Raw genomic sequence first — 24,134 nt, 5'->3', positions numbered from 1 at the left:
TCCATGACGGCGCGAGGTGTCAGCGCGTCTGCGCCACCCAGGCCTCGTGCATCCGTGCGTAGGTGCCGCCGAGCTCGACGAGATCGCTGTGCGAGCCGACCTCGACCAGCTCGCCTGCGTCCATGACCGCGACCAGGTCGGCACGCTCGGCCGTGGACAGCCGGTGGGCGATCACGATCGCCGTGCGACCGCGCATGAGCGACTCGAGCGCGCGGGAGATCCGCACCTCGGTGGCAGGGTCGACGGCGGAGGTCGCCTCGTCGAGGATCAGCACGTCGGGGTCGCGCAGGTAGGCGCGTGCGATCGCGACCAGCTGCCTCTCCCCTGCGCTCAGCAGCTCGCCTCGCGGACCCACCGGCGTGTCGAGGCCGTGAGGCTGCGCGGCGAGCCAGCCATCGAGTCCGAGCGATTCGAACACGGCGAGCGCCTGACGCTCGAGGTCCTCGGCGGAGGTCGACTCGTCGAGCGCGTAGGCGAGGTTGCTGCGGATGGTGCCGTCGAACAGGAAGCCCTCCTGCGGCACGATCGCAACGGACCGGCGCAGGTCGTCCATCGGGACGTCGCGCAGATCGACGCCGCCGATGCGGACGCCGCCGCCGGTCGGGTCGATGAACCGCGCGAGGAGGCGCACGAACGATGTCTTGCCGGAGCCCGTCTCGCCGACCAGCGCGATGCGGCGACCCGCCGGCACCTCGAGGTCGATGCCCTTGAGCACCTCTGGCCCGGTCGGATACTGGAGCCTGACCCCTTCGACTGACACCTCTCCGCGCCCGCGCGGGATCGGCGTGCCGTCCGCACCCGGGTCCGCGACGACCACGGGAGTGTCCACGAGCCCGATCACCCGGCGCCAACCGACGAGCGCGCGCTGCATCTCGGCGAGCATCTCGATGATCCAGCCGATCGGTCCCGCGAAGCTGTACACGAGGAATGCGAAGGCGACGACGGTACCGACGCTGACGGCGCCGTCGAGGGCGAGCCTGGTGCCCACCACGAGCGCGAGGCCGGTCGCGATCGACTGCGCTGCGGCGTTCGTGGAGAACAGCGATGTGCCGAGCCATCCCGCGCGGGTGTCACCCTTCACGATGTCACGGTTGGTGCGCGCGAGGTCGTCTCTCATGTGGCGGTGCACGCCGTAGGACCGGATCGTGGAGATGCCGACGAGCTGCTCGCCCGTTGCGGCCAGCAGGTCTCCGGCGCGTGCGCGCACGCGACCGTAGGCCGCCATGATGCGAGGCTGCATGACCTTCACCATCACGACCGTGGGGATGTACGCCACGATGACGACGAGCGCGAGCTGCCATGCGAAGACGAGCATGACGACGAGCATGATCATCGACTCGAAGGCCGCGATCATCATCGCCGCACCCGTCCACTGCATGAGGTCGCGCATGGTCTCGACGTCGCCCGTCACGCGGGAGACGTAGCTGCCTCGCCTGTCGGCGTTCTGTGTGAGGACGGACAGGTCGTGGACGGTGTCGAAGGCCTTGATGCGCAGCGTCGCGAGGCCCTCCTCGGCCTGCACGACCATGCGGATCCTGACGATCCGCTCCACGAACGTCGCACCGATGAGCAGGGCCGCGCCGATGGCCGCGAAGGTGAAGGCGATCGACACGTCGACGCCGTCGGGCGCGAGGAGACCGCGGTCGGTCACCTGCTGGGTGACGAACGGCACCGCCGTCTTGCCGAGCCCTGCCACTCCGGCGAGGGTCAGGGTGATCCCGAAGCCCTTGCGGAACTCGGGGCTGAGCGCGAAGCCGCGCTTCAGCGTCTGCCGCATGGTGGTCGGCTCGCTCACTGGACGTCGCCCTCCTTCTCCACCGCGTCGGCAGCTCGCGCCGCATCCCGCTCATACGCGAGCACGATGTCCTTGTAGCCCTCGTCACGAGAGAACAGCTCCTCGTGGGAACCGGCGTCCACGACTCGACCCGAGTCGACGTGCACGACGCTGTCGGCGAGCATGATCGAGGCGAGGCGGTAGGCCACGAGCAGGACCGTCGGAGAGTCGTCCGAGGCGGACAGCCCGGTGAGGATCTCGCGTTCGACGACGGGGTCCACTGCGGAGGTGGCGTCGTCGAGGATCAGCACACGGGGCCGACGCACCAGCGCCCTGGCGAGCGCGACGCGCTGGCGCTGGCCGCCCGAGAGGTTCGATCCGCGCTCGTCGAGCACGGCGTCGAGCGGGTCCTTGCCCGCCTCTACGAGCCCCCGCACCACGTGGTGGACGGAGGCGCGGCGCAGCGCCTCCCAGACTGCGGCGTCGTCGATGTCGGCGCCGAGCGTCACGTTCTCCCTGACAGTTCCCGCGAACACGAAGGCGGTCTGCGGCACGAGCGCGACGTGCGATCCGAGGTCCTTGACGTCCTGGAGCGGCACCCCGTCCAGGAGGATCTGTCCCGAGGCAGGCAAGGTCAGCCGGGAGGCGGCCATCGCGATCGTGGACTTGCCCGAGCCGGTCGGACCGACGAGTGCGGTCACGGTGCCGGCCCGCAGCTCGATAGAGGCCCCCTCCACGAGGACCGTCAGCTCGTCGTGCCCGTCGTCGGCGGCGATCGAGGCGCCGAGGAAGCTCACGGTACCCGCACCCGACCCCTCGATCTCGATGTGCCCGGGTTCGTCGATCTCGCGGGCCGCCTCGGTGATCTCTCCCACGCGACGGAAGGACACGAGGGCCTGAGGCATCTGTCCCAGGATCCAGCCGAGCCCTCGGATCGGGATCGCGAGCAGCGTCACGAAGTACATGGCTGCGACGACGTCTCCCACGGAGACGTGTCCGCCTGCCGCGCGTGCCGTGCCCACCACGGCGAGCGCGATCGCGCCGAGCGGCGCCATGAGGTCCATGAGCGGCTCGAACCAGGCCTTGACCCGCCCCACGCGGATGTCCGCCTTGGCAAGCGAGCGAGCGGCCACGGCGAACCTGCGCCCCTCTCGCTCCTCGACACCGAGCGCCTTGACGACGGTGCCGCCATCGAAGCTCTCGTGCGCGATGTTCGAGACGTCGGCGCGGAGCGTCTGCCCCTTCATCCACAACGGGGTGACCACGCGTTCGAACAGGAGGTTCACCCCGAGGATGAGCGGCACGACCGCGAGGCCCGTCACTGCGAGCCAGGGGTCGGAGCGCCACATCGACACGCCCGCGGCGACCATCATGACGACCGAGCCGACCGTGAACGACAGAGGATGCAGGGGGCCCGTCGCGGTCTCCGCATCGGACGAGATCGCGGAAAGGATGCGTCCCGAGGACTGGGTGCGGTGCCACCCCATCGGAAGCCGCGAGAGCGACTCCGCGACGACCTCGCGATGACGGCCGCCGACGCGCGCGACGCCCGCCTGGGTCATCGCCTGACGGAACGCCTGTGCGAGCGCGATCACGATGCCGATGCCGACGAAGGTCCCGCCCGCGTACAGGATGGCCGTCATGGGGTCGTCGGTCATCTCACCCCAGCGGCCACCCAGCGGGTCGCCTGCGACACCAGGGATCACCACGGAGTCCGTGATGTCTCCGAGCAGCGTGCCGAACGCGATCGTCATCACCGAGAACAGGGCGGCTGCTCCGATGCCCGCGAGGAAGAAACCAGGCGCCTGGCGGATGCCGTGCCACAGCAGCTGGACGGACTGACGTGCGAAGGAGCCGCTGAGCGCGTACTCCCCCGGCTTGGCTGGTCCGTGCACTACCGCACCTCGATGCCGGCCGCGCGCATGTGGTCCTTCACCTGCGCGATCGACAGGGTGCCGAAGTGGAAGACGCTTGCGGCGAGGACGGCGTCGGCGCCCGCCCGAGCGGCGTCCACGAAGTGATCGGGCGTGCCGGCGCCGCCCGAGGCGATCAGCGGGATCGACACCGCTGCGCGTGCCTCCCGGATCATCTCCAGGTCGAAGCCGTCGGTGGTGCCGTCGGCGTCCATCGAGTTGAGCAGGATCTCGCCCGCGCCGAGCTCCTCCGCGCGTCGGATCCACTCGATCGCGTCGATACCGGTGCCGCGGCGGCCCCCGTGCGTCGTGACCTCGAAGCCGGAAGGGGTCTCTGCACCGTCCTGGCAGCGTCGGGCGTCGGCCGAGAGGACCAGCACCTGGTTGCCGAAGCGGTGCGAGATCTCGGTGATGAGCTCGGGACGCGCGATCGCCGCGGTGTTGACCCCGACCTTGTCCGCGCCCGCCCGCAGCAGCCTGTCGACGTCCTCGGGGGCGCGCACGCCGCCACCGACGGTCAGCGGCACGAAGACCTGCTCCGCGGTGCGGCGCACCACGTCGTAGGTGGTCTCACGGTTCCCGGACGACGCGGTGACGTCCAGGAACGTCAGCTCGTCGGCGCCTCCCGCGCCGTACAGCTCCGCGAGCTCGACCGGGTCGCCCGCATCACGAAGGTTCTCGAAGTTGACGCCTTTGACGACGCGTCCAGCGTCGACGTCGAGGCAAGGGATCACGCGCACGGCGACAGGCATCAGGAGACCTCCGGAGAGAAGACGTCAAGGATGTCGACCACGAGCACCACGGGCCCCTGGTCGGGATACGCGGAGGTCGCGGGCGAGAGGATCACGATCTGCGAGCCGAGGGTCTGGTCGAGCAGCCCGACCTCGATGGCCTCGATCGACTCGCCTGAGCCGACCTCGACGGTGAGCGGGGCGATCTCCTCGGGCCAGGACGAGTCGAGCTCGGTGCCGTCCCAGGACAGCATCGTGTAGTTGACGAGGACGAGGTCGCCTTCGCGGACCTGCTGGCCGGTGCCCTGCACGAGGGTGGCCACCTGGACGTCGGCGGGCGGCTCGAGGTCCTCGGGGATGGTGACCGTGGGTGCACCATCGGCGGCCCGGCGGACGGTCGGGAAGTCCTCGCGGGGCTCCGCCTCGGCGCCGACGGCATGCATCGGGAGCACGTCGATCACGAGCACGATCGGAGGTTCCGAGTCGGGGTTGTCCTCCGGGGCCGGCGAGACGTGGAGCACGCGAGTGCCGACGCGGACATCGAGAAGCGCCTCGTAGAGGTCCTCCCCGAGCAGCTCGGGCGCGAGCAGGAAGGAGCGTGCCAGACCTTGGTACGAGTTCGTGACCCTTGACCCGTCCTCGAGCGACTCTCCGTACATGTCGAGCAGCAGCGGCTGGCCGTCCTGAAGACGCTCGCCGTCGCCCTCGAGCATGACCTCCGTCTGCGTCGTCTCCCAGTTCAGACCCCGCTCGAAGTCCAAGGTGGGAGTGCCGGAATCGTCGATGCCGACGGTGATCGTGGAGATGTCGCCGCTGGGCGACACGGACGCCGATGCGTCAGGGGGTCCGCTCACGCAGCCGGTGAGGGCCAGCCCCGCGGCGAGCGCGAGGGCGACGAGGCGACGCATGGTTCACTCCTGAAAAGGTCTCTGGACAGCCTGACAAGTGTACGCGTCGCGCGTCACTGTGAGAGCGTGCCCAGAAGCATGTCGACGCGCTCGTCCTCATACCTGAAGGGGTCCTTGAGCAGCACGGTGCGGCTCTCCTGCCCCGTGAACTTCAGATGCACCCAGTCGACCGTGAAGTCGCGCCCAGAGGCGAGCGCCTCCCGCACGAAGCGCCCACGCAGATGTGCGCGGGTCGTCTCCGGAGCGGTGGTCTTCGCTCGGGTGATGGCCTCCTCGGACACGAGGGTGCGGATGAGGCCCTGCGCCTCCATGCGGTTCGCGAGACCTCTCTCCGGTGAGACGTCGTGATACGCGAGCTCGAGCCGAGCGAGTCGCGGATCATCGAGCTCGCACTGAAGCTTGTCCTGGTAGCGCATGAGCAGCTTGTGCTTGATCGCCCAGTCGAGCTCGGTGTCGATCGAGGAGAAGTCCTGCGTCCGCACCGCGTCGATGCCGCGCTGCCACAGATCGAGGATGCTGTCGACCTCGTCGGTGCGCTCGATCACGTCGCCCACGTGGGACTTCACGGCGTCGAGGAAGGCCTGCTGCACCTGCACGGCGGTCATGCGCGACCCGTCGGCCAGCTCGACCGTGGCCTGCCCCGTGAGGTCGTGAGCGACGTCACGGATCGCCTGCATCTCCTTGGCGAGCGTCAGATCGGGCATGAGGACGCGAGCTTCGAGCAGCCTCAGGACCAGATCGGTCGAGCCGACCTTCAGGAGCGTGGTGGGCTGCGCCATCGTCGAGTCGCCCACGATGACGTGCATGCGGCGGTACAGCTCCGCGTTCGCGTGGGGTTCGTCGCGCGTGTTGATCATGGGACGCGACCGCGTGGTCGCAGAGCTCATGCCCTCCCACATGTGGTCGGCGCGCGGCGAGAAGCTGTAGTGCGCTCCTTCGGGCGTGCGCGTGATGCAGCCCGCGCCTGTGACGATCTGCCGTGTCACGAGGAAGGGCAGCAGCTGGCGGCCGAAGCCCGCGAAGTCGGCGCGCCGACGCAGCAGGTAGTTCTCGTGGCAGCCGTAGCTGTTGCCCGCCGAGTCCGTGTTGTTCTTGTAGAGGTGGATCTGGCCGTCGACACCCGCTTCGCGCAGCCGCTGCTCCCCCTCGGCGACAAGGTCCTGGACGATGCGCTCGCCGGCCTTGTCCAGCGCGATCAGGTCCTCGATCGTGTCGCATTCGGCGGTCGCGTACTCGGGGTGCGCTCCCACGTCGATGTACAGACGCGAGCCGTTGGTGAGGAAGACGTTGGAGGAGCGGCCCCACTGCACGACGGAGTGGAACAGGTGGCCCGCGACCTCCTCCGGCGTGATGGGCCGTGAGCCTGGGGCGACGACGTGCAGGCCGAACTCGGTCTCGAGTCCGAAGATGCGACGGGAGGGTTCAACCTCGAGCGGCGGGGGGACCTCGGCGATCTGCATCGCGAGCGGGCGGGCGAACAGGCGCGGCCCGGGGCCGGCCTACTCGCCGCCCTTCTGCACGAACGAGCGCACGAACTGCTCGGCGTTCACCTGCAGCGACCCGTCGATCTCGTCGAGGAGGTCGTCGAGAGCGTCCGTGGACGCCTGCTGGGCGGGTGCCGGTGCGGGCTCGGGAGCGTCGTCCTCGTAGGGCTGACCGGAAGCGTTGACCTGAGGCATGGTGCCAGTCTATCCACCCATCAAGGAGTCCAGGAGGGCATGGCTGGCCTCATGCGGGTCGTCCAGGTGGATGACCTCAAGGTTGCCGTGACGCGCCTCGCGGTCGATCACGACGGTGGACCATCCGGCGGCGTCGACGATGTCCGCTCGCGCGACGACGACGGCGCCTCGGAGTCGCGCGCGCGTGTTCGACGGCGCCTGTGCCGCGGCGGCAGCCACCTCGTCGTCAGTGGTGAGCCGCTCGACCGCGCCGGCGGCGGCGAGCCGCCACGCGAGCCCGTCACCCAGCCTGGACCACTGCAGGTCCATGGCCGCGAGGCGCGGGTCGTCCCACGACAGCAGGGTCCCGTCAGGCGCCGCGTTCTTGACGCGCATCCGGCCGAGCAGCTGCAGCTTCGCGACCCACTCGACCTCACGCGCGGCCTCGAAGATGTCGCGCCCCAGGCGGTCGAGCACGCCCTCCCAGCGCGCGATCACGTCCGCGTCGTTGACGTCGGTGGCGTAGGTGCGCGCGATCTCGAGCAGCGCACGCTGGATCTCGAGCGCCGTCGCGTCCTCGCCTGAGCGCAGGCGCAGACGAGCCGTGAGGTCCAGGTCGCGCGACACCGTGCGCACGTCCTCGACCGGCTCGGCGAGCTCGAGCATCTCGAGGCGCTCGTCCCCCGCCTCGATCGCCGCGAGCACGAGCGACGTGGTGCCGAGCTTCAGCAGCGTCGGCACCTCGAGGCAGTTGGCGTCACCGATGATGAGGTGGAGTCGGCGCCAGCGCTTGCGGGTCGCGTGCGGCTCGTCCCTGGTGTTCACGATGGGGCGGCGCAGCGTGGTCTCGAGCCCGACCTCGGTCTCCATGTAGTCGGCACGCTGCGAGAGCTGGAATCCGGGGGTCTCACCGTGGGTCCCGAGGCCGACGCGTCCGGAACCCGTGTAGATCTGCCGCGTGACGAGATGCGGGATCAGGAGCGCGGCGAGCGCGTCGAAGTCGACGTCGCGGTCGATCAGGTAGTTCTCGTGGGTGCCGTAGCTGGCGCCCTTCCCGTCCACGTTGTTCTTGTAGAGGGTGACGCGCTCGTCCTCGATCTCGGCGTATCGCTGTGCGGCCCTGAGCGCGATCGCATCGCCGGCGGCGTCCCAGGTCACGGCGTCCCTCGCCGTGCGGACCTCGGGGCCCGAGTACTCGGGGTGGGCATGGTCCACGTAGAAGCGAGCGCCGTTGGGCAGCACCGCGTTGAGGTGGGCGGGGTCCTCCCAGGATCCACGCCGACGACGCAGGGTGACGCCGCGCGCGGCGTCGTCGTACTCGGGCGAGTCCGTCAGCATGTCCCCGGTCGCGTAGCGGCGCTCGCGGCGCATGCCTCGCTGGTCCTGGAGCGGGTCCTCACCTCCGTAGTCCCAGCGCGCGGTGAGCCCTCCGAGCGCGTCGCGGCACGCGCTGACGAGCCTCGACGACATGAGGATCGGGTTGGCGCCGGGACGGTCGGGGTCCGCGATGCCGTACTCCGTCTCGAGTCCGACGATCCTCATGTCAGATGAGCTCCTTCGCGGCCACTGCGCGTGCCTCGGCGATCTCCTGGTCGGCGGCGGCCTGCAGATGCGCCGTGGAGATGCCCTTCTCGCCGCCCGAGATGACGGCCTTGATGGCCGATGTCTTGGCGCGGTCGACGATGTTGCGGACCATCGCGCCCGACGCGTGCTCGTCCACGTCCTCGTGCGAGAACAGGCGGTCGACGGTCGAGTCGATCATGTCGCGCAGGGTCGCGTGGACGTCTCCCCCGTGCGCCTGGACCTCGGCGGGCGAGAGCGGAAGCGCGTCGGTGAGGTACTTGGAGAAGATGTCCGCGGCCGAACGGCGGTCGGGACGCGAGATGGAGATCTTCACGTCCAAGCGGCCGGGTCGGAGGATGGCCGGGTCGATCATGTCCTCCCGGTTGGAGGCTCCGATCACGATGACGTTGCTGAGCGCCTCGACGCCGTCCAGCTCGGTCAGGAGCTGCGGCACGATCGTCGTCTCCATGTCGGAGCTCACGCCTGAGCCGCGCGCACGGAACAGCGCGTCCATCTCATCGAAGAACACGACGACCGGTGCGCCGGAGTGCGCCTTGGCGCGCGCCCTCTCGAAGATCGTGCGGATGTACCGCTCGGTCTCGCCGACGTACTTGTTGAGCAGCTCGGGTCCCTTGACGGAGAGGAAGTAGCTGCGGTCAGCGCCCACGGCGTCGGCCAGGGAGTGCGCGACCGCCTTCGCGATGAGCGTCTTTCCGCATCCGGGCGGACCGTAGAGGAGCATGCCCCGCGGGGGCTGCAGGTGGTGCTCGCGGTACAGCTCGGGGTGCACGATGGGCAGCTCGATGGCGTCACGGATGCGCTCGATCTGACCCGTGAGGCCGCCGATCGCGGCGTAGTCCACGTCGGGCACCTCCTCGAGAAGGAGCGCCTCCACGCCGGTGCGCTCGACCTTCTCCGAGGCGAAGCCCGTGCGCGGATCGATGATGACGGTGTCGCCTTCGTGGACCCGAGCGCGTGCGTCTCCGCCGATGAGCACCGCGACCCGCTCGTCCTCGCCGCGGGAGACGACGAGGATCCTCTCCTCGTCGATGACCTCGCGGACGATCGCCGCCTGGCCGGTGCGCTCCGGCTCGGCCTTCCCGACGACGACGCTCATGCCGTTGAGCAGCACCTCGTCACCTGGGACCAGGGTCAGGTCAGCGCCGGGGAGGACGGCCACACGCATGCGTCGGCCCTGCGAGACGATGTCGGCGTGGCCGTCGACCCATTGCACGAAGGTGGCGAAGGTCTGCGGCGGCTCCGACGCCTCCGCGAGCTTCTCGCGCATCTCCCCGAGCTGCTCGCGGGCGAGCTCGAGCAGCCGCTGAAGCTCGGCGTTGCGACGCTCGAGCGCCGCGGTCCGGTCCTGGCCTTCCAGCACCATCAGTCCTCCTCTTCCACGGCAGGCGCGCTGTTGATCGCGTCTCGACGCACCTTCCGCACCTTCTTGTCGGACACCGCACGCTCACCGAGGTCCTCGGGCGTCCACTCCTCCTCGACGGGGTACGACCCCTTCGCGGGCCTCCGGTGGCGCAGCGGAGCCTCGACGCCAGGCGCCATGCGGCGCGCGGTCAGCAGGAAGCCGGTGTGGCCGATCATCCGGTGGTCGGGCCTCACCGCGAGCCCCTCGAGATGCCAGGTGCGGACGAGCGTCTCCCACGCCTGCGGCTCGGTGAAGCCGCCGTGCTCGCGCAGATCCTCGGCGAGCCTGGACAGCTGCGTGGTGGTCGCCACGTAGGCGAGGAACACCCCGCCCGGTGCGAGCGCTCCGGCCGCGGCCTCGATGTTCTCCCAGGGGGCGAGCATGTCGAGGATGATCCTGTCCACGGTGCCAGGTTCGGTGACCTCGGCGATCCTGTCGGCGAAGTCGCCGATCTCGAGCCGCCACGCGGGGTGGTGCCCTCCGAAGAAGGACTCGACGTTGGCGCGCGCGATGTCGGCGAAGTCCTCGCGCCGCTCGATCGAGGTGAGCGAGCCCTGATCGCCGACTGCGCGCAGGAGCGACATGGTGAGCGCGCCGGAGCCGACGCCCGCCTCCACGACGCGTGCGCCTGGATAGATGTCCGCGTACTGGATGATCTGGCCCGCGTCCTTGGGGTACACGACGGCGGCGCCGCGCGGCATCGACAGCACGAAGTCGCTCAGCAGGGGCCGCAGGGCGAGATAGGCCGTGCCGGCGCTGGTCGAGACGACCGTGCCCTCGGGCTGCCCGATCAGGTCGTCATGCGCGAAGTGGCCGCGGTGCGTATGGAAGACCTTGCCCGCGCTCAGGATGATCGTGTGGTGGCGGCCCTTGGGATCCGTCAGCTGGACACGGTCGCCGTCGCGCAGGGGGCCGCGGCGCTCAGGCGCGCCGACAGGCTCGGAGTTGTCTGGGGTCATGCGCTCAATCCTAGGGGCCGCTATCGGAGCGCGTTCATGGCATCGAGGAGCCGCAGGACGCCGACAGGCTCCCCGTCGGACGAGACCACCCACACGTCGGTCCTCCCCCACCATTCGCGCAGGTGGCCGACAAGGTCCTCAGCGTCGTCGGTCGCCTGCACCACGGCGCCGCGCGGCAGCGGGGTCGTGACGGCCTGGAGGCCCGTGGAGGCCCTGCGCTCCTCGGGCACCGACAGCGCGACGTCCATGGTGATGTGACCTGCGGGCACCCCGTCGGCGGCTAGCACGACCGCCTCGTTCGCGCCGACGGAGCGCGCCGTGGCGACCACGTCGGCCACCGTCACATCGAACGGGACGCCCACAGCGGCATCCATGAGCGTCACGGCCGAGACCCCGACGCGCCTGCCGACCGTCTGCGAATGCCGCAGGGCCGCGGAGGCCGCGGGCCACAGGATCGAGGCCAGCAGGAGCGACCAGACGATCGAGAACGTGTCAGGCGTCCGGCCGTTGAGGAGCGGCACCGCGACCGCCCACAGGACGACTCCCGCGGCGATCACGCGGCCGCCCCACGCCGCCACCTTCAGTCCGGTGTGCCTGCGTCCGGTCAGCGCCCACACCACGGCCTCGAGCACGTGCCCGCCGTCCATCGGGACGCCCGGCAGGATGTTGAACGCTGCGAGCAGCAGGTTCGCGTACCCGGCCCACGCGAGGATCTGACCAGGGAGCCCGCCGAGCACCCCGGCGTCGCTGAGGACGTAGATCACCACGCCGATCACGAGGTTCGCGGCGGGACCCGCGAGGGCGGTGACAGCGGCGACCTTCGGGGTGATGTCGCGTGCGTCGAAGGACGTGTGGCCGCCCCACAGGGTGAGGACGATCTCGTCGACCCGCCTGCCGAAGGCGCGCGCGGCGAGCGCGTGCGAGGCCTCATGCAGGAACACGGAGGCGAAGAGGATCACCGCGAGCGACAGGCCCAGGATGAAGGTCCGGCTGTTGAGCGTCCCCGAGCCGGACGCGAAGATCGCCGCCAGGATCACGAGCATCACGAGCGTGGACGGCTGCACGATGATCCGTGCGCCGACGAGCGTTCCGAGCGAGAAGCCGCGGGTCTGACGGGGCTGCTGGGGCATGGGTCCACGGTAGAGGGTCGCGGAGCCGGTCGGGACCGTGCCGCGTGTCGGAGCGTCCGCGTACTGTGGCGCCATGGCCAGACGCCCCGCCCTCTCCCCGTCGCGAGCCAGCGACTTCCGCCAGTGCCCGCTGATGTTCCGGCTGCGGACCATCGACAAGGTGCCCGAGCCGCCCTCGGCTGCGGCGACGCTCGGAACGCTCGTCCACGCGGTCCTCGAGGACCTGTTCGACCTGCCCGCCGCGGAGAGGACCGAGCAGGCGGCTCTTGCCGCCGTCGCGCCTCGGTGGGAGCGGATGCTGGAGCGCAACCCGGCGTTGGCGGAGCTCCACGAGGACGACGCGGCGCTCGCAGTGTGGCTCGAGGACGCCCGCTCGCGGCTGCGCACCTACTTCACCATGGAGAACCCCACCCGGCTTCAGCCTTCCGGCAAGGAGGAGTTCGTCGAGCTCCAGCTCCCCGACGGGCCGCTGCTGCGCGGGATCATCGATCGGGTGGAGACGGCGCCGGACGGCTCGATCAGGCTGTCCGACTACAAGACCGGGAAGACGCCGCACCCGCGCTACGGCACCAAGGAGCGCTTCCAGATGAAGTTCTACGCGCTCCTGGTCGAGCGGCTGCGGGGGACGCGTCCTGCGCTCCTCCAGCTCCTATTCCTCAAGGACGGCGGCACCCTGATGCTCCGCCCCACAGCGGAGGACCTGGCCAACGTCGAGGCGGAGATCCGGGATCTGTGGGTCGAGATCAGCGCGTGCGCACGCGAAGCGCGCTTCGTCGCGAAGCCCAGCAAGCTGTGCGACTGGTGCAACTTCCGCGAGCTCTGCCCGCAGTTCGGTGGCACTCCCCCGGCCCTGGAGCCCGAGAAGGCGATGAAGGCGCTCGGCCTGACCTGACGCGTGGGTTCGCCCTCATCAGTGGCGGCACCGCGCTCGATCACGTCAGACCGAGGCACCTGCGGCGGTGCGCAGCCGCTGAGACGTCTCCGCGAGCGCTGCCGCCGCAGAGTTCACCGCGCGGATCCCCTCGGAGGTTCGCAGCGACGCCTGGTTGACCTCGTCCAGCGACGAGGCGATCGTCCGGCCGCTGTCGGCCACGCGTTCGGCGCTGGAGGCCATCTCGGCGGTCGTCGCCGTCTGCTCCTCCACCGCCCCCGCAATCGTCGACTGGAAGTCCGAGATCGCTCGGATGATCTCCCCGATGCGCGTGATCTCCTCGGACGCCCGCTCCACCGTGGACTGGATGGCGGCCACGCGGTCGGAGATGCCGCCCGTGGCGCGCGCGGTCTCCTGTGCGAGGTCCTTGACCTCGCCGGCCACGACCGCGAAGCCGGATCCCGCCTCGCCTGCGCGCGCCGCCTCGATCGTGGCGTTGAGCGCCAGGAGATTGGTCTGCTCCGCGATCGCGGTGATGACGTTCACGACCGCACCGATCTCCTCGCTGGATGAGCCGAGCTCCTCGACGGTGCGGCTCGTCGCCTCCGACGCCTCCACCGCCTCCGAGGCCATGCGCGCGACCGACTGCGCGTTCTCGGCGATCTCCCTGATCGAGGCGCCCATCTGGCTCGTGGCGGACGCGATCGTGTCGATGCCAGAGCTGACCTCCTGCGCCGCACCGGACACGGAGGCGGTGCGCTCCGCGGTGCTGTCCACGTCGTGCGTCATGCCTTGCGAGCTCCCTGCGAGCGACGTCGCCGCGGTGTCGAGCTCGTCGACCGCGGCACTGACGTCGCGGGCGACGGCCGCAGAACGGTCCAGAGTCTCGTTGAGCGCGACTGCGAGCTGCTCGAGCTCCGTGCGGGACTCTCCGACGGGAAGCCTGGTGTCCAGGTCACCTGACTCGAGGACCCTCGTCGCGGAGCGGACGCCCGTGACGATCGAACGGCCGATCAGCAGCGCGACCCCCGCCACCACGACAGCGATGCCGAGGCCCAGCCCTGCCAGTCCGAGCGCTGCGCTCACCGCGGCCGCGTGAACGTCGTCCACGTAGATCCCGGAACCCACGATCCAGTTCCACTCAGGGATCCCCTGCACATAGGAGACCTTGGGCGCGGCCTCCTCCTGCCCGGGCTTGGGCCACATGTAGTCCACGAAGCCCGCGCCGTCCGCTTGGACGGTGTCCACGAACTCGACGAAGATCGCCGTGCCGTTCGGGTCGGTGTTCTCGCTGAGGTCGGTGCCGTCGAGCTCCGGCTTGATCGGATGCATGACCATCGTGGGAGTCTCGTCGTTGATCCAGAAGTACTCCTCGCCCGAGTAGCGGAGGTCACGGACCGCGTCGATCGCGGCCTGCTGGGCCTGCTCGGTCGTGAGGGTACCGTCCTCGGCAAGGGCGACATTCCGCTCGATCACCTGGGCGGCGAGCTCGACGACCTGGCGGGTACCGGACTGCCTCTCGGCCATCATCCGGTCCTCGATCGCGGCTCCGCCCAGCGCGATGAGCGCAGCCATGCCGACGGTGGTGAGCGCGAGGATCGTGACGATCCTCGCCTGGATCGAAGGTGCGCGGAACTTGCGGATCACTGTGGTCCTCCCCGGGGATGCGGTGTCGAGCACCCCATCGACCCGGGACCAAGGTCCTTGAGGGAACCTGCAGAATCTCCGCCGCGGCGTCAGCGATCAGTCGAGGGAGTCGAGCACCTGGCCCCGCGCGACCGCGCGGAGCGTGTCGACCGTGACGTGCTCGAGCGACGCGACGCGGCTCACCCCCTCGATCTCCTCGAGCGGCGTCAGCCTGCGCACCGCGATCGTGCGCGCGCCCGACGCGGCGGCCGACCTCACGCCCGACCGCGAGTCCTCGATCGCGACGCACCTCTCGATGTCCACCCCGAGCCGCTGGGCCGCAAGAAGGTAGGCCTCAGGGTCGGGCTTGCCGTGCTCGACCTCGTCGCCAGAGACGACGACCTGGAAGGCCTCCGGCACCCGCGCCTGGAACGCCTGCGCGAGACGCGCATAGGACATCGTGACCAGCGCGCAGGGGATGCCCGCCCCGACCACCTCGTTCAGGAGCGCCCGCGCGTCCTCCTGCCACGGGACTCGCACAGCCATGTCGCCTGCGACGGAGGCGACGAGGAACTCCACGATCTGCTCGTGAGGGAGATCGATGCCCCGGTCCGCCAGGATCACCGCCGACTCCGGCAGCGCGCGACCCACGAGGCTCAGTCCGTCCTCGTCGGTCCATTCCACTCCGAAGCGCGACGCCAGCTGCTTCTCTGCCGAGATCCAGTAGGGCTCCGAGTCGATGAGGGTGCCGTCCATGTCCCACAGCACGGCCACGGGGTCAGAGTCGTGTGGATTCACGGGCGCCAGTCTAGGCTGGCCGGATGAACGAGGAGACCGAGATCCCCCACCTCCCCGAGGACGAGTCCGTGATGATCGCAGCCTTCGAAGGCTGGAACGACGCCGGCACCGCCGCGTCCAGCGCGCTGGACCACATCGCAGATCAATGGGACGCACGCGAGCACGCGGTGCTCGACCCGGAGCTTTACCACGACTTCCAGGTCAACCGCCCTTCGCTCACCCGCCTCTCCTCGGGCGACAAGGTGCTGTCGTGGCCCGGCACCGTCGTGTCGCGCGCCCAGGGCGACTGGGTCGGCAACCGCGAGGTGGCGCTGGTGAGGGGCATCGAACCCTCGATGCGATGGCGCACCTTCGTGGACGAGCTGCTCGACCACGCCGAGGACCTCGACGTGACGACGCTCATCACGTGCGGCGCGCTCCTGGTGGATGTCCCGCACACGCGGCCGCTGCCCACGTTCGTGTCGTCGGAGAGTGCGACGGCGCGGCAGCTGTTCGACCTTGAGCGCTCCGACTACGAGGGCCCGACAGGCATCCTCGGGGTGCTCGGCCACGAGGCCGAGCTGCGCGGGATCACGGTGCTCAGCATGTGGGTCGGCGTGCCTCACTATGTGGCGCACCCGCCGAGCCCCAAGGGCACCGTCGCGCTCCTCAGCCAGATCGAGCGCTTCCTGGGCGTGCCGATCGACCTGGGCGACCTGCCCTACGAGTCGGAGGCGTGGACGCGCGGCGCGAACGAGCTCATGGAGGACGACGAGGAGATCGCGCAGCACGTGGAGCGGCTCGAGTCGATGATGGATGAGGCGAGCCTGCCCGAGGCCTCCGGCGACGCGATCGCCGCCGAGTTCGAGCGGTTCCTTCGCCGGCGCGACGGCGGCACCGGCAAGTAGCCGCGCACGCAAGGCGCTGCGCTGTGGGCCGCCGGCCCACACGCGGTCACAGCGCCGAGACGACTCCCGTGGTGAGCAGCCCGACGATCACTCCCGCGAACAGGATCCTGTAGACCACGAACGGCATGAACGACCTGGTGGTCACGAGACGCAGGAACCACACGATCACCGCGTATCCGACCACGAAGGCCACGAGCGTCGCGATCGCGGTGGACACCAGTCCGGGCCCGTCCGCGTGCGTGAGGCCGTCGATCTCGGTCGCGAGCTCGAACAGCCCTGAGCCCAGCACTGCCGGGATCGCGAGCAGGAACGAGTAGCGCGCCGCGGCCTCGCGCGTCAGGCCCAGGAACAGCCCCATCGAGATGGTGCCGCCGGAACGGGAGACGCCGGGGACGAGCGCCATCGCCTGCGCGAGGCCCAGCAGCACCGCGTCCTTGCCGTTGAGCTCGCGCAGCTCGCGGCGCTTGGCGCCGATCCTGTCGGCCCATGCGAGCACGAGCGCGAACACCGCGAGGACGGTGGCGGTGATCCACAGGTTGCGTAGCGCGGTCTCGATCGAGTCCTTGAACAGGACGCCGAGGATCACGATCGGGAGCGAACCGATGATCACCCACCACCCGAGCCTGGCCTCCGGGCTGTGCGCACCAAGGCGCGACGCACGGTCCTTCCCATCGTGGCCGAGCAGCGCGCCCGTCCATGCCTTGAGGATGGCGACGATGTCCTTGCGGAAGTACACCAGCACCGCCGCCTCGGTGCCGATCTGGATGATGGCGGTGAACGCCGCGCCAGGGTCGGCTCCATGCGGAAGGAGCTCTCCGAGCACGCGCACGTGCGCGCTCGAAGAGATCGGAAGGAACTCGGTCAGGCCCTGGATCAGGCCGAGCAGCACAGCTTCCCACCACGTCATGGCTGCAAGGCTAGCGTCCGCGCGTCGCGACGCCGACACCCCTGTGGAGGCCGGTAGCGTCGTCCGCATGCAGCGCAGGCGGGTCGGTACGAGCGGTCTCGAGGTCTCGAGGCTTGCGCTCGGCACGATGACATGGAGCCGGGACACCTCCGCCGAGGAGGCCGCGGACCAGCTCGACATGTTCCTGGATGCCGGCGGCACCCTGCTCGACACTGCGGCGACGTACGCCGAGGGCGGCTCGGAGTCCCTGATCGGCGCGCTCCTCACCGGCGCCGTGTCTCGCGACGACGTCCAGATCTGCACGAAGGCGGGGATCAGGCGCACCCCGTCCGGAGGGCTCATCGATGCGTCGCGCGACACGATGCTCGACACGCTCGACGCCTCGCTCACGCGGCTCGGCACCGACCACGTGGACCTGTGGCTGGTCCATGCGTTCGACGCGATCACACCCTCGGACGAGACGTTGCACGCCCTCGAGATCGCCGTGAACTCGGGTCGCGCCCGCTACGTCGGCGTCTCGAACTACCCCGGCTGGGCGACGGCGCGGATCGCTGCCCAGGCGACCGGGCGCCCGGCGATCTCCGCGACGCAGATGGAGTACTCCCTGCTGCAGCGCGGCATCGAGAGGGAGGTCGTGCCGGCCGCCCGATCCATGGGGGTGGGCGTGCTCGCCTGGTCGCCGCTTGGACGCGGCGTCCTCACCGGCAAGTACCGCCACGCCGTGCCCGCCGACTCCAGAGCCGCGTCCGAGCACCTCGCCGGATTCGTGGACCCGTACCTGGGAGAACGCTCGCGCACCGTGGTCGATGCACTCGCCACAGCCGCCGACGGGCTGGGCATGTCCTCCCAGGAGGTCGCGCTCGCGTGGGTGCTGTCTCGGGAATGGCTCGCCTCCGCGATCGTCGGCGCACGCACTGCGCACCAGCTCGCACCCTCGCTCGAGGCGGCCGATCTGGAGCTCCCGTCCGCGATCCTCGGCGCTCTCGACGAGGTGACAGCGCCGGAGCTCGGCTATCCGGAGCGCCGGTAGGAGCACCCGTGGAGACGACAGCCCTGGCCCGGTCCTGTCAGCGCAGCTCGAACTCCTCGATGTCGTCGTCCAGCTCGTCCTCATCCTCGACCGCGTGGGCATCGAGCTCGTCCGAGTCGTCGAGCATGAGCGGCAGGCTCTCGCCGAACTCGTCGTCAAGCGCCGAGTCGTACGCCTCGAAGGCCTCGGCCACCGCGTCATACGCGTCATCCACGGCGACATCGTCGTCGCCGCGCCGCGCCGCGACCGCCGCAAGATGCTCCTCGAGGGCCGCTTGCAGGCGCCTCAATGCCTCACGAGACTCGTTCATGGTCTCGACGGTACTCGTGAGTCTGCTGAAATGGGAGGGATGAACATGAACAGCACCCCGGACAGCCCGCGCCACGTGGTCACACCCAAGCGCGCGAAGGACGCTCAGCGGTCGCGCTTCGAGTGGCGCGTGGTGACCATCCCGAGGGACGTGTCGAAGGCGGACGCGCGCGCGATGCTCACGGAGCAGGCGGAGTACGGCCATTGGGAGCTCGCGCGCACCCAGCTGTTCATCGGAGGCACACGCAAGTTCTGGCTCAGGCGCCGGACCATGAGGGTGGAGCGCTTCGACGCCGCCTGAGCGGCTCGCAACCACGCGGCGACTCGGGCCGTGCCCGCGACGCCGTGACCTCAGCAGTCCAGCAGGAACTGCACCACCACGTCGGCGCCCACGCGCAGCGATGAGATCGGGATGCGCTCGTCGATGCCGTGGAACAGGCTCGAGAAGTCGAGCCCGTCCGGCAGCATGAGCGGTGCGAAGCCATAGCCGTTGATGCCCAGCCTCGCCAGGTGCTTGTTGTCCGTGCCGCCCATCATCATGTAGGGCAGCGCGACGGCCTCGGGGTCGGCGGTGCGCAGCGCGGAGATCATCTTCTCGACCACCGGAGCCTCGAAGGGTGCTTCCACGGCAGGCTGCTCGATGTACTGCTCGACCTTCACGTGGTTGCCCGCGAGCTCCTCGAGCTGACGCAGCACCTGCTCCTGCTGACCGGGCAGGTAGCGCGTGTCGATGTAGCCCGTCGCCACGTCCGGCACGACGTTGGTCTTGTAACCGGCGTCCATCATCGTGGGGTTCGAGGTGTTGCGCAGCGACGCCTCGATCATCCGGCTCACGGGCCCCATGCCTGCGACGATCTGCGCGACGCGCTCCTCGGTGGGCTCGTACTCGATGTCGAGAAGCTCGGCCACGCCCCGCAGCAGCGCCTCAGCGGTGGGGTTGATGTCGAGCGGCCACTCGTGGGATCCGATCCGGGTCATCGCGCCTGCAAGGTGCGCGACGGCGTTGTCGTGGTGGACGAGGCTTCCGTGACCCTGGATGCCGGTGCCGACGAGCCTGAGCCAGGAGATGCCCTTCTCGGCGGTCTGGATCAGGTAGGTGCGCTTGCCGGCGATCTGGACCGAGAAGCCCCCGACCTCAGACACCGCCTCGCTCGCGCCATGGAAGTCCTCGGGGTGGTTCTCGACCATCCACGCGGCACCGCGCCGGCCCCCGTGCTCCTCGTCGGCGAAGAACGCGATCACGATGTCGCGCGCGGGCTTGCGGCCCGAGGTGATGATGCGCTTGACGGCCTCGAGGAACATCGCGTCGATGCCCTTCATGTCCACGGCGCCGCGACCCCAGATCATGTCGTCGTGGATCTCCGCGGCGAACGGCGGGTAGGTCCATTCCTCGGGGAACGCCGGAACGACGTCGAGGTGACCGTGCAGGACGAGCGGCGGGCGGGAGCGGTCCTTCCCCTCCCACAGCGCCGTCACCGTGGTGCGTCCAGGCTCGGCCTCGCGGATGACCGGCTCAAGCCCGAGATTGGACAGGAAGGTCGCCACGTACTCGGTCGCCTCGCGCTCACCGGGTCCGGGCTCGTCGCCGTAGTTCGACGTGTCGAAGCGGATCAGGTCCTGGGTCAGCTGGATGAGGGAGTCGTCTGACATGCGCCCCACACTATCGGGGACGCTCGGGCCTGAGGCACCCCCGACACGGCGAAAGGCCCCTCCGAGGAGGGGCCTTTCTGCTGGTGTCCGAGGGGGGACTTGAACCCCCACGCCCTAAAACGGGCACTAGCACCTCAAGCTAGCGCGTCTGCCAATTCCGCCACCCGGACGAGGTGGACCGAGGTCCCTTTCGGGCTCCTCAGCGCGACCAAAAGGATAGCACGGTCTGGAGGGGTGCAATGCCACTTCGCGCACCTCGCCGCCGCCCCCGACGCCCCACGCAGCGCTGGAGCCCGCCCCTCCGATGGCACTGTCGGCTGTGAACGCGCACATGTGTGCCCGGCGTGTCACGCTGAAGACGGCCCAGATTCTGCCTATCCCCGTGCTCAACAGGGAGTTCGTCAGGACCAAGGGCCCAGGAAGCACCACCCGCGACGCGCCTAGCGTCAAAGACGAGGTTCCCTCCAGTCAACGAAGACAGGAACAGTGATGACGACACATCTGTACCTCTCGCTCATCCCCGAGGCGCTCATCGCCTCGATGCTCACGCCAGAGGAGTTCGGGCTCTACTACGCCATCGGAAACGCGAAGCGCTCCCGAGGCCAGGCAGTGTTCTTCTCCGTCGACCGCGATCTCCTCCCCGAGGACGCCTTCGACCTGAGCGAGGTCGACGCACGCTGCGTGCCCCACCCGAACGGCGATCCGAAACGATCCCTGTACATCTCGATCTACCGTGTGCTTGAGAAGATCCCGCGCCAAGCGCTGTCTGCGCTGCACCTCGTCACGGACGACGGCAGGGTGCTCACCATCGGACCATCCGAGCACGTCGCGACCGAAGCCGGCTCCGCGCACCTCTACCAGGAGTTCTGCCCGGTCTCGCCGCGCGTGGTGTCGACCCTCGACCCGGCGGGCTTCACGGAGTTCATCACTGACGACTCGCAGCCCATCCACGTGCCTCGGATCGTCTTCGCAGAGCTCACCCTGGGCGCGCTGGCGACCGATCCCACGACCGGGAACGCCGAAGACCTCCCCTATCCCAACATCGGCCACCTTCGTGACTGCCTCGTCGAGCTCGGCGGACAGGACAAGGCCACCAAGACCGTGCTGCGGCAGATGACCCAGGAGGTGCTCTTCCGCACCGTCCACGGAGGCTTCCACGTAGGAGACCCGACCGGCATCACGACCTTCGCGCTCCCCACGCTCGACGCCCTCGAACGCGAGCACTTCGCGTGGTGGCGCTCCGCCCAGTCCACCTTCGGCCAGTAGCCGATCCGACCCAACCCTTCGAGAGGAACCCATGCCTGTCTGGTTCTGGCTGGTGCCCATCGCCTCGGTGATGGCGCTCGGCGCCGCCTACTACTTCTTCTCCGTGATGATGAAAGAGTCCGAGGGCACGGAGACGATGGCGCGCATCGCCCTCCACGTGCGCAACGGCGCCATCGCGTACCTCAAGCAGCAGTACAAGGTGGTCGGCATCGTCCTCGCGTCGCTGACCGCGCTGTTCTGCGTGCTCGCCTACGTGTTCCACGTGCAGAACCCCTGGGTGCCCTTCGCATTCCTCACGGGAGGCCTGTTCTCCGGACTCGCGGGCTTCATCGGCATGCGCACCGCGACGTACGCGTCGGCGCGCACCGCCAACGCCGCGCGTCACTCGCTCAACAAGGGCCTCAACGTCGCGTTCCGCTCCGGCGCGGTCATGGGCCTCACGGTGGTGGGCCTGGGCCTTCTGGACATCGCGATCTGGTTCTTCGTCCTCACCAGCTTCTACGACATCGAGGAGTCCCAGCAGGTCGTGGTGATCACGACGACGATGCTGACGTTCGGCATGGGCGCCGCAGTGCAATCGCTGTTCGCTCGCGTCGGAGGTGGAATCTTCACCAAGGCGGCCGACGTCGGCGCCGACCTGGTCGGCAAGATCGAGGCCGGCATTCCGGAGGACGACCCGCGCAACCCGGCGACGATCGCCGACAACGTAGGCGACAACGTGGGCGACGTCGCCGGCATGGGCGCCGACCTCTACGAGTCCTACGTCGGCGTGATCCTCGCGTCCGCAGCGCTCGGCGCCGCCGCGTACTACACCTCCGGCACCGACGTGCAGCTGCTCGCGGTGATCGCTCCCATGGTGATCGGCGCGCTCGGCGCCCTGCTGTCGGTGGTCGGCGTGTTCTTCGTCCGCACCAAGGAGGGTGCGACCCAGAAGGACCTGCTCGGCTCGCTGGGACGAGGCGTCAACGGCTCGGGCGTGCTCATCGCGGTCCTGTCGCTCGCACTTCTGTGGGCCATGGGAGTGCCGAACATGTGGGGCATCTGGCTCGCGCTGGTGATCGGTCTGCTCACCGGCATCGCGATCGGCCAGGCCGCCGAGTACTTCACGTCCGAGAGCTACAAGCCGACGAAGACCATCGCAAGCGCGAGCAAGACCGGCCCCGCGACCGTCATCATCGCCGGAATCGGCTCGGGCATGCTCTCGGTCGCCGTGCCGGTGATCGCGGTGGTCCTCGGCACGTCGCTCGCCTACTTCTTCGGCTCCGGATTCGTGTACTCGACGGACACCATGAACCTGGGCCTCTACGGCATCGGCATGGCCGCGGTGGGCATGCTGTCCACGCTCGGCATCACTCTCGCCACCGACGCGTACGGCCCGATCGCGGACAACGCCGGCGGCAACGCCGAGATGTCCGGTCTGCCCCCTGAGGTTCGCCAGCGCACCGACGCTCTCGACTCGCTCGGCAACACGACCGCCGCCACGGGCAAGGGCTTCGCCATCGGATCCGCGGCGCTGACCGGCATGGCGCTCCTCGCGTCCTACATCGAGGAGGTGAAGATCGGCATCTCCCACGTGCTCGAGCGCGGCAGCGACTTCATCTTCCCCGACGGCACGAGCCTCGCCGCTGGAGCGATCGACGAGCTCCAGTCGCTCAACCTGATGGAGATGATGACCTACTTCGAGGTGGTGCTCATCAACCCGAAGGTCATCGTGTCGATGTTCACCGGCGCGATGCTCGCCTTCGCGTTCTCCGGCATCACCATGAACGCGGTCGGCCGCGCGGCCGGGCAGATGGTCGACGAGGTCCGTCGACAGTTCCGTGAGATCCCGGGGATCATGAGCGGTGAGACCGACCCGGACTACGCCCGCTGCGTCTCCATCTCCACCAAGGCGGCACAGAGGGAGATGATGATGCCCGCGATCCTCGCGCTCGCCGCGCCCGTGATCATCGGCCTCATCTTCGGCGTCCCCGGAGTCCTGGGACTCCTGATCGGTGCGATGGTGACCGGATTCTCGCTGTCGATGTTCCAGGCGAACTCCGGCGGTGCGTGGGACAACGCCAAGAAGTACATCGAGCAGGGAAACCACGGAGGCAAGGGCTCCGAGGCCCACAAGGCCGCCGTCATCGGCGACACCGTCGGCGACCCGTTCAAGGACACGTCGGGTCCTGGCCTGAACATCCTGGTCAAGCTGATGTCGATGGAGTCCATCGTCATCGCCGGCGTCACCGTGGCGGTGCATCTGGTCTGACCCCGCAAGGCAGGCGTCCGCTTCTCTCCCCGGACGCACGGAAGGGGGCCCCGCTGAAAGGCGGGGCCCCCTTCGTCATGCCTGCGTCACGTGAACAGGCTGACGCCTCCAGGTCCGATCAGCAGCGCGACCACGATGAGGACGATGCCCCAGAGGAACTGCCGCTGGAAGATGCGGACCACTCCGATGATTCCGACGATCAGGGCGATGATCCAGAGGATGGCATCCCACATGGTTGATCTCCTTGTGCTCGGTGATTTCGGACGTACCGTGCAACCTCGAGGGACAGCCCTGCTATTCCCCGCATCATGAACTTCCAGGAGTCGTCGAGGGGCGAGGGACCCCCTACGGGGGTTCCTCGCACACCCCAGATTCGCGCGCTGACCGCGCCCCGCGCGGGCGCGGCGAGCGGCCGATCGTCGCTCCGTCCGCGTCTGCCGCGGTGACCCCGTCACCACTGCGCGCCTGCCTCAACCGACC

General features: G+C 69.3%; 22 protein-coding genes and 1 tRNA gene. 6 read left to right on the top strand and 17 right to left on the bottom strand.

The window, feature by feature from the left end; translation table 11 throughout:
- Nucleotides 1–19: 19 nt before the first annotated feature.
- Genes QQX04_RS09050 through QQX04_RS09005 form a run of 10 tightly spaced genes read right to left on the bottom strand, consistent with a single transcriptional unit; the run spans nt 20 to nt 12,059 of the window.
- Nucleotides 20–1,795 carry an ABC transporter ATP-binding protein gene (locus tag QQX04_RS09050; RefSeq protein ID WP_301128370.1) on the bottom strand — a complete coding sequence of 592 codons (1,776 nt, stop codon included), beginning with the start codon at nt 1,793–1,795 and terminating at the stop codon, nt 20–22.
- Nucleotides 1,792–3,669, bottom strand: a complete 1,878-nt coding sequence (locus QQX04_RS09045; RefSeq protein WP_301128369.1) for an ABC transporter ATP-binding protein — start codon at nt 3,667–3,669, stop codon at nt 1,792–1,794. Before QQX04_RS09045 ends, QQX04_RS09050 begins: the two co-directional genes overlap by 4 nt.
- Nucleotides 3,669–4,439, bottom strand: coding sequence for an imidazole glycerol phosphate synthase subunit HisF (gene hisF, locus QQX04_RS09040; protein WP_301128367.1), 771 nt, complete (start codon nt 4,437–4,439; stop codon nt 3,669–3,671). Before hisF ends, QQX04_RS09045 begins: the two co-directional genes overlap by 1 nt.
- Nucleotides 4,439–5,326 (bottom strand): FKBP-type peptidyl-prolyl cis-trans isomerase, encoded by an 888-nt coding sequence (locus tag QQX04_RS09035; protein ID WP_301128365.1) that lies wholly within the window; start codon nt 5,324–5,326, stop codon nt 4,439–4,441. The genes hisF and QQX04_RS09035 overlap by 1 nt, the downstream gene beginning before the upstream one ends.
- 53 nt (nt 5,327–5,379) lie before the next feature.
- Complete coding sequence (pafA, locus tag QQX04_RS09030) at nt 5,380–6,786, bottom strand: Pup--protein ligase (RefSeq protein WP_301128363.1); 1,407 nt, start codon at nt 6,784–6,786, stop codon at nt 5,380–5,382.
- A gap of 39 nt (nt 6,787–6,825) precedes the next feature.
- Complete coding sequence (locus tag QQX04_RS09025; RefSeq protein ID WP_301128361.1) at nt 6,826–7,005, bottom strand: ubiquitin-like protein Pup; 180 nt, start codon at nt 7,003–7,005, stop codon at nt 6,826–6,828.
- Between the two features lie 9 nt (nt 7,006–7,014).
- Complete coding sequence (gene dop / locus QQX04_RS09020) at nt 7,015–8,526, bottom strand: depupylase/deamidase Dop (protein ID WP_301128359.1); 1,512 nt, start codon at nt 8,524–8,526, stop codon at nt 7,015–7,017.
- 1 nt (nt 8,527) lies between these two features.
- A complete protein-coding gene (arc, locus tag QQX04_RS09015) occupies nt 8,528–9,931 on the bottom strand; it encodes a proteasome ATPase (RefSeq protein WP_301128358.1) in 1,404 nt (467 codons plus the stop codon).
- The gene (locus QQX04_RS09010; RefSeq protein WP_301128356.1) at nt 9,931–10,929 is read right to left on the bottom strand and encodes a tRNA (adenine-N1)-methyltransferase; all 999 of its coding nucleotides are present in this window, start codon (nt 10,927–10,929) and stop codon (nt 9,931–9,933) included. Before QQX04_RS09010 ends, arc begins: the two co-directional genes overlap by 1 nt.
- Before the next feature lie 20 nt (nt 10,930–10,949).
- A complete protein-coding gene (locus QQX04_RS09005) occupies nt 10,950–12,059 on the bottom strand; it encodes a M50 family metallopeptidase (RefSeq protein ID WP_301128354.1) in 1,110 nt (369 codons plus the stop codon).
- A 73-nt stretch (nt 12,060–12,132) separates the two neighbouring features.
- Here QQX04_RS09005 and QQX04_RS09000 point away from each other — a divergent pair, with 73 nt between their 5' ends.
- On the top strand, nt 12,133–12,951 hold the full coding sequence (locus tag QQX04_RS09000) for a RecB family exonuclease (RefSeq protein WP_301128352.1): 819 nt from the start codon (nt 12,133–12,135) through the stop codon (nt 12,949–12,951).
- 45 nt (nt 12,952–12,996) lie between these two features.
- Here the strand turns inward: QQX04_RS09000 and QQX04_RS08995 are convergent, their stop codons facing one another.
- Both QQX04_RS08995 and QQX04_RS08990 read right to left on the bottom strand, forming a co-directional pair.
- The gene (locus QQX04_RS08995; protein WP_301128351.1) at nt 12,997–14,577 is read right to left on the bottom strand and encodes a methyl-accepting chemotaxis protein; all 1,581 of its coding nucleotides are present in this window, start codon (nt 14,575–14,577) and stop codon (nt 12,997–12,999) included.
- A gap of 96 nt (nt 14,578–14,673) precedes the next feature.
- Nucleotides 14,674–15,354, bottom strand: coding sequence for an HAD family hydrolase (locus tag QQX04_RS08990; protein WP_301128349.1), 681 nt, complete (start codon nt 15,352–15,354; stop codon nt 14,674–14,676).
- Nucleotides 15,355–15,377: 23 nt separating this feature from the next.
- On the opposite strand from QQX04_RS08990, the gene QQX04_RS08985 reads away from it, so the two are divergent.
- Nucleotides 15,378–16,241, top strand: coding sequence for a PAC2 family protein (locus tag QQX04_RS08985; RefSeq protein WP_301128347.1), 864 nt, complete (start codon nt 15,378–15,380; stop codon nt 16,239–16,241).
- A 46-nt stretch (nt 16,242–16,287) separates the two neighbouring features.
- Here the strand turns inward: QQX04_RS08985 and QQX04_RS08980 are convergent, their stop codons facing one another.
- Nucleotides 16,288–17,148, bottom strand: a complete 861-nt coding sequence (locus QQX04_RS08980; protein WP_301128345.1) for an undecaprenyl-diphosphate phosphatase — start codon at nt 17,146–17,148, stop codon at nt 16,288–16,290.
- Between the two features lie 67 nt (nt 17,149–17,215).
- On the opposite strand from QQX04_RS08980, the gene QQX04_RS08975 reads away from it, so the two are divergent.
- Nucleotides 17,216–18,178, top strand: coding sequence for an aldo/keto reductase (locus tag QQX04_RS08975; RefSeq protein ID WP_301128798.1), 963 nt, complete (start codon nt 17,216–17,218; stop codon nt 18,176–18,178).
- A 37-nt stretch (nt 18,179–18,215) separates the two neighbouring features.
- On the opposite strand, the gene QQX04_RS08970 is transcribed toward QQX04_RS08975, so the two are convergent.
- Nucleotides 18,216–18,488 carry a primosomal protein gene (locus QQX04_RS08970; RefSeq protein WP_301128343.1) on the bottom strand — a complete coding sequence of 91 codons (273 nt, stop codon included), beginning with the start codon at nt 18,486–18,488 and terminating at the stop codon, nt 18,216–18,218.
- Nucleotides 18,489–18,533: 45 nt separating this feature from the next.
- Here QQX04_RS08970 and QQX04_RS08965 point away from each other — a divergent pair, with 45 nt between their 5' ends.
- Nucleotides 18,534–18,788, top strand: a complete 255-nt coding sequence (locus QQX04_RS08965; RefSeq protein ID WP_301128341.1) for a DUF5703 family protein — start codon at nt 18,534–18,536, stop codon at nt 18,786–18,788.
- 50 nt (nt 18,789–18,838) lie between these two features.
- Here QQX04_RS08965 and QQX04_RS08960 read toward each other — a convergent pair whose 3' ends face one another.
- The gene (locus QQX04_RS08960) at nt 18,839–20,137 is read right to left on the bottom strand and encodes a M20/M25/M40 family metallo-hydrolase (RefSeq protein WP_301128339.1); all 1,299 of its coding nucleotides are present in this window, start codon (nt 20,135–20,137) and stop codon (nt 18,839–18,841) included.
- Nucleotides 20,138–20,218: 81 nt separating this feature from the next.
- Nucleotides 20,219–20,307, bottom strand: a tRNA-Leu gene (locus QQX04_RS08955).
- Nucleotides 20,308–20,626: 319 nt separating this feature from the next.
- Here QQX04_RS08955 and QQX04_RS08950 point away from each other — a divergent pair.
- Both QQX04_RS08950 and QQX04_RS08945 read left to right on the top strand, forming a co-directional pair.
- Complete coding sequence (locus QQX04_RS08950) at nt 20,627–21,403, top strand: hypothetical protein (RefSeq protein WP_301128337.1); 777 nt, start codon at nt 20,627–20,629, stop codon at nt 21,401–21,403.
- A gap of 31 nt (nt 21,404–21,434) precedes the next feature.
- Nucleotides 21,435–23,654 carry a sodium-translocating pyrophosphatase gene (locus tag QQX04_RS08945; protein WP_301128335.1) on the top strand — a complete coding sequence of 740 codons (2,220 nt, stop codon included), beginning with the start codon at nt 21,435–21,437 and terminating at the stop codon, nt 23,652–23,654.
- A gap of 86 nt (nt 23,655–23,740) precedes the next feature.
- Here the strand turns inward: QQX04_RS08945 and QQX04_RS08940 are convergent, their stop codons facing one another.
- A complete protein-coding gene (locus QQX04_RS08940) occupies nt 23,741–23,887 on the bottom strand; it encodes a GPGG-motif small membrane protein (RefSeq protein WP_301128333.1) in 147 nt (48 codons plus the stop codon).
- Between the last annotated feature and the right edge of the window lie 247 nt (nt 23,888–24,134).

Origin of the sequence: Demequina zhanjiangensis, from assembly GCF_030418315.1 — a bacterium.
GTDB lineage: Bacteria > Actinomycetota > Actinomycetes > Actinomycetales > Demequinaceae > Demequina > Demequina zhanjiangensis.
Note: the sequence above shows the minus strand (reverse complement) of the source record. Positions and strands in the feature narration are given on the sequence as shown.

Excerpts from the sequence above, each read along its gene's own strand:
- QQX04_RS09005 (WP_301128354.1), bottom strand. The coding sequence starts at position 12,059 with ATGCCCCAGCAGCCCCGTCAGACCCGCGGCTTCTCGCTCGGAACGCTC.
- QQX04_RS09010 (WP_301128356.1), bottom strand. The coding sequence starts at position 10,929 with ATGACCCCAGACAACTCCGAGCCTGTCGGCGCGCCTGAGCGCCGCGGC.
- QQX04_RS08945 (WP_301128335.1), top strand. The coding sequence starts at position 21,435 with ATGCCTGTCTGGTTCTGGCTGGTGCCCATCGCCTCGGTGATGGCGCTC.
- QQX04_RS09000 (WP_301128352.1), top strand. The coding sequence starts at position 12,133 with ATGGCCAGACGCCCCGCCCTCTCCCCGTCGCGAGCCAGCGACTTCCGC.
- QQX04_RS08985 (WP_301128347.1), top strand. The coding sequence starts at position 15,378 with ATGAACGAGGAGACCGAGATCCCCCACCTCCCCGAGGACGAGTCCGTG.
- QQX04_RS09035 (WP_301128365.1), bottom strand. The coding sequence starts at position 5,326 with ATGCGTCGCCTCGTCGCCCTCGCGCTCGCCGCGGGGCTGGCCCTCACC.
- QQX04_RS08970 (WP_301128343.1), bottom strand. The coding sequence starts at position 18,488 with ATGAACGAGTCTCGTGAGGCATTGAGGCGCCTGCAAGCGGCCCTCGAG.
- QQX04_RS08950 (WP_301128337.1), top strand. The coding sequence starts at position 20,627 with ATGACGACACATCTGTACCTCTCGCTCATCCCCGAGGCGCTCATCGCC.
- dop (WP_301128359.1), bottom strand. The coding sequence starts at position 8,526 with ATGAGGATCGTCGGACTCGAGACGGAGTACGGCATCGCGGACCCCGAC.
- arc (WP_301128358.1), bottom strand. The coding sequence starts at position 9,931 with ATGGTGCTGGAAGGCCAGGACCGGACCGCGGCGCTCGAGCGTCGCAAC.
- QQX04_RS08965 (WP_301128341.1), top strand. The coding sequence starts at position 18,534 with ATGAACAGCACCCCGGACAGCCCGCGCCACGTGGTCACACCCAAGCGC.
- hisF (WP_301128367.1), bottom strand. The coding sequence starts at position 4,439 with ATGCCTGTCGCCGTGCGCGTGATCCCTTGCCTCGACGTCGACGCTGGA.
- QQX04_RS09025 (WP_301128361.1), bottom strand. The coding sequence starts at position 7,005 with ATGCCTCAGGTCAACGCTTCCGGTCAGCCCTACGAGGACGACGCTCCC.
- QQX04_RS08980 (WP_301128345.1), bottom strand. The coding sequence starts at position 17,148 with ATGACGTGGTGGGAAGCTGTGCTGCTCGGCCTGATCCAGGGCCTGACC.
- QQX04_RS08975 (WP_301128798.1), top strand. The coding sequence starts at position 17,216 with ATGCAGCGCAGGCGGGTCGGTACGAGCGGTCTCGAGGTCTCGAGGCTT.
- QQX04_RS08960 (WP_301128339.1), bottom strand. The coding sequence starts at position 20,137 with ATGTCAGACGACTCCCTCATCCAGCTGACCCAGGACCTGATCCGCTTC.
- QQX04_RS08940 (WP_301128333.1), bottom strand. The coding sequence starts at position 23,887 with ATGTGGGATGCCATCCTCTGGATCATCGCCCTGATCGTCGGAATCATC.
- pafA (WP_301128363.1), bottom strand. The coding sequence starts at position 6,786 with ATGCAGATCGCCGAGGTCCCCCCGCCGCTCGAGGTTGAACCCTCCCGT.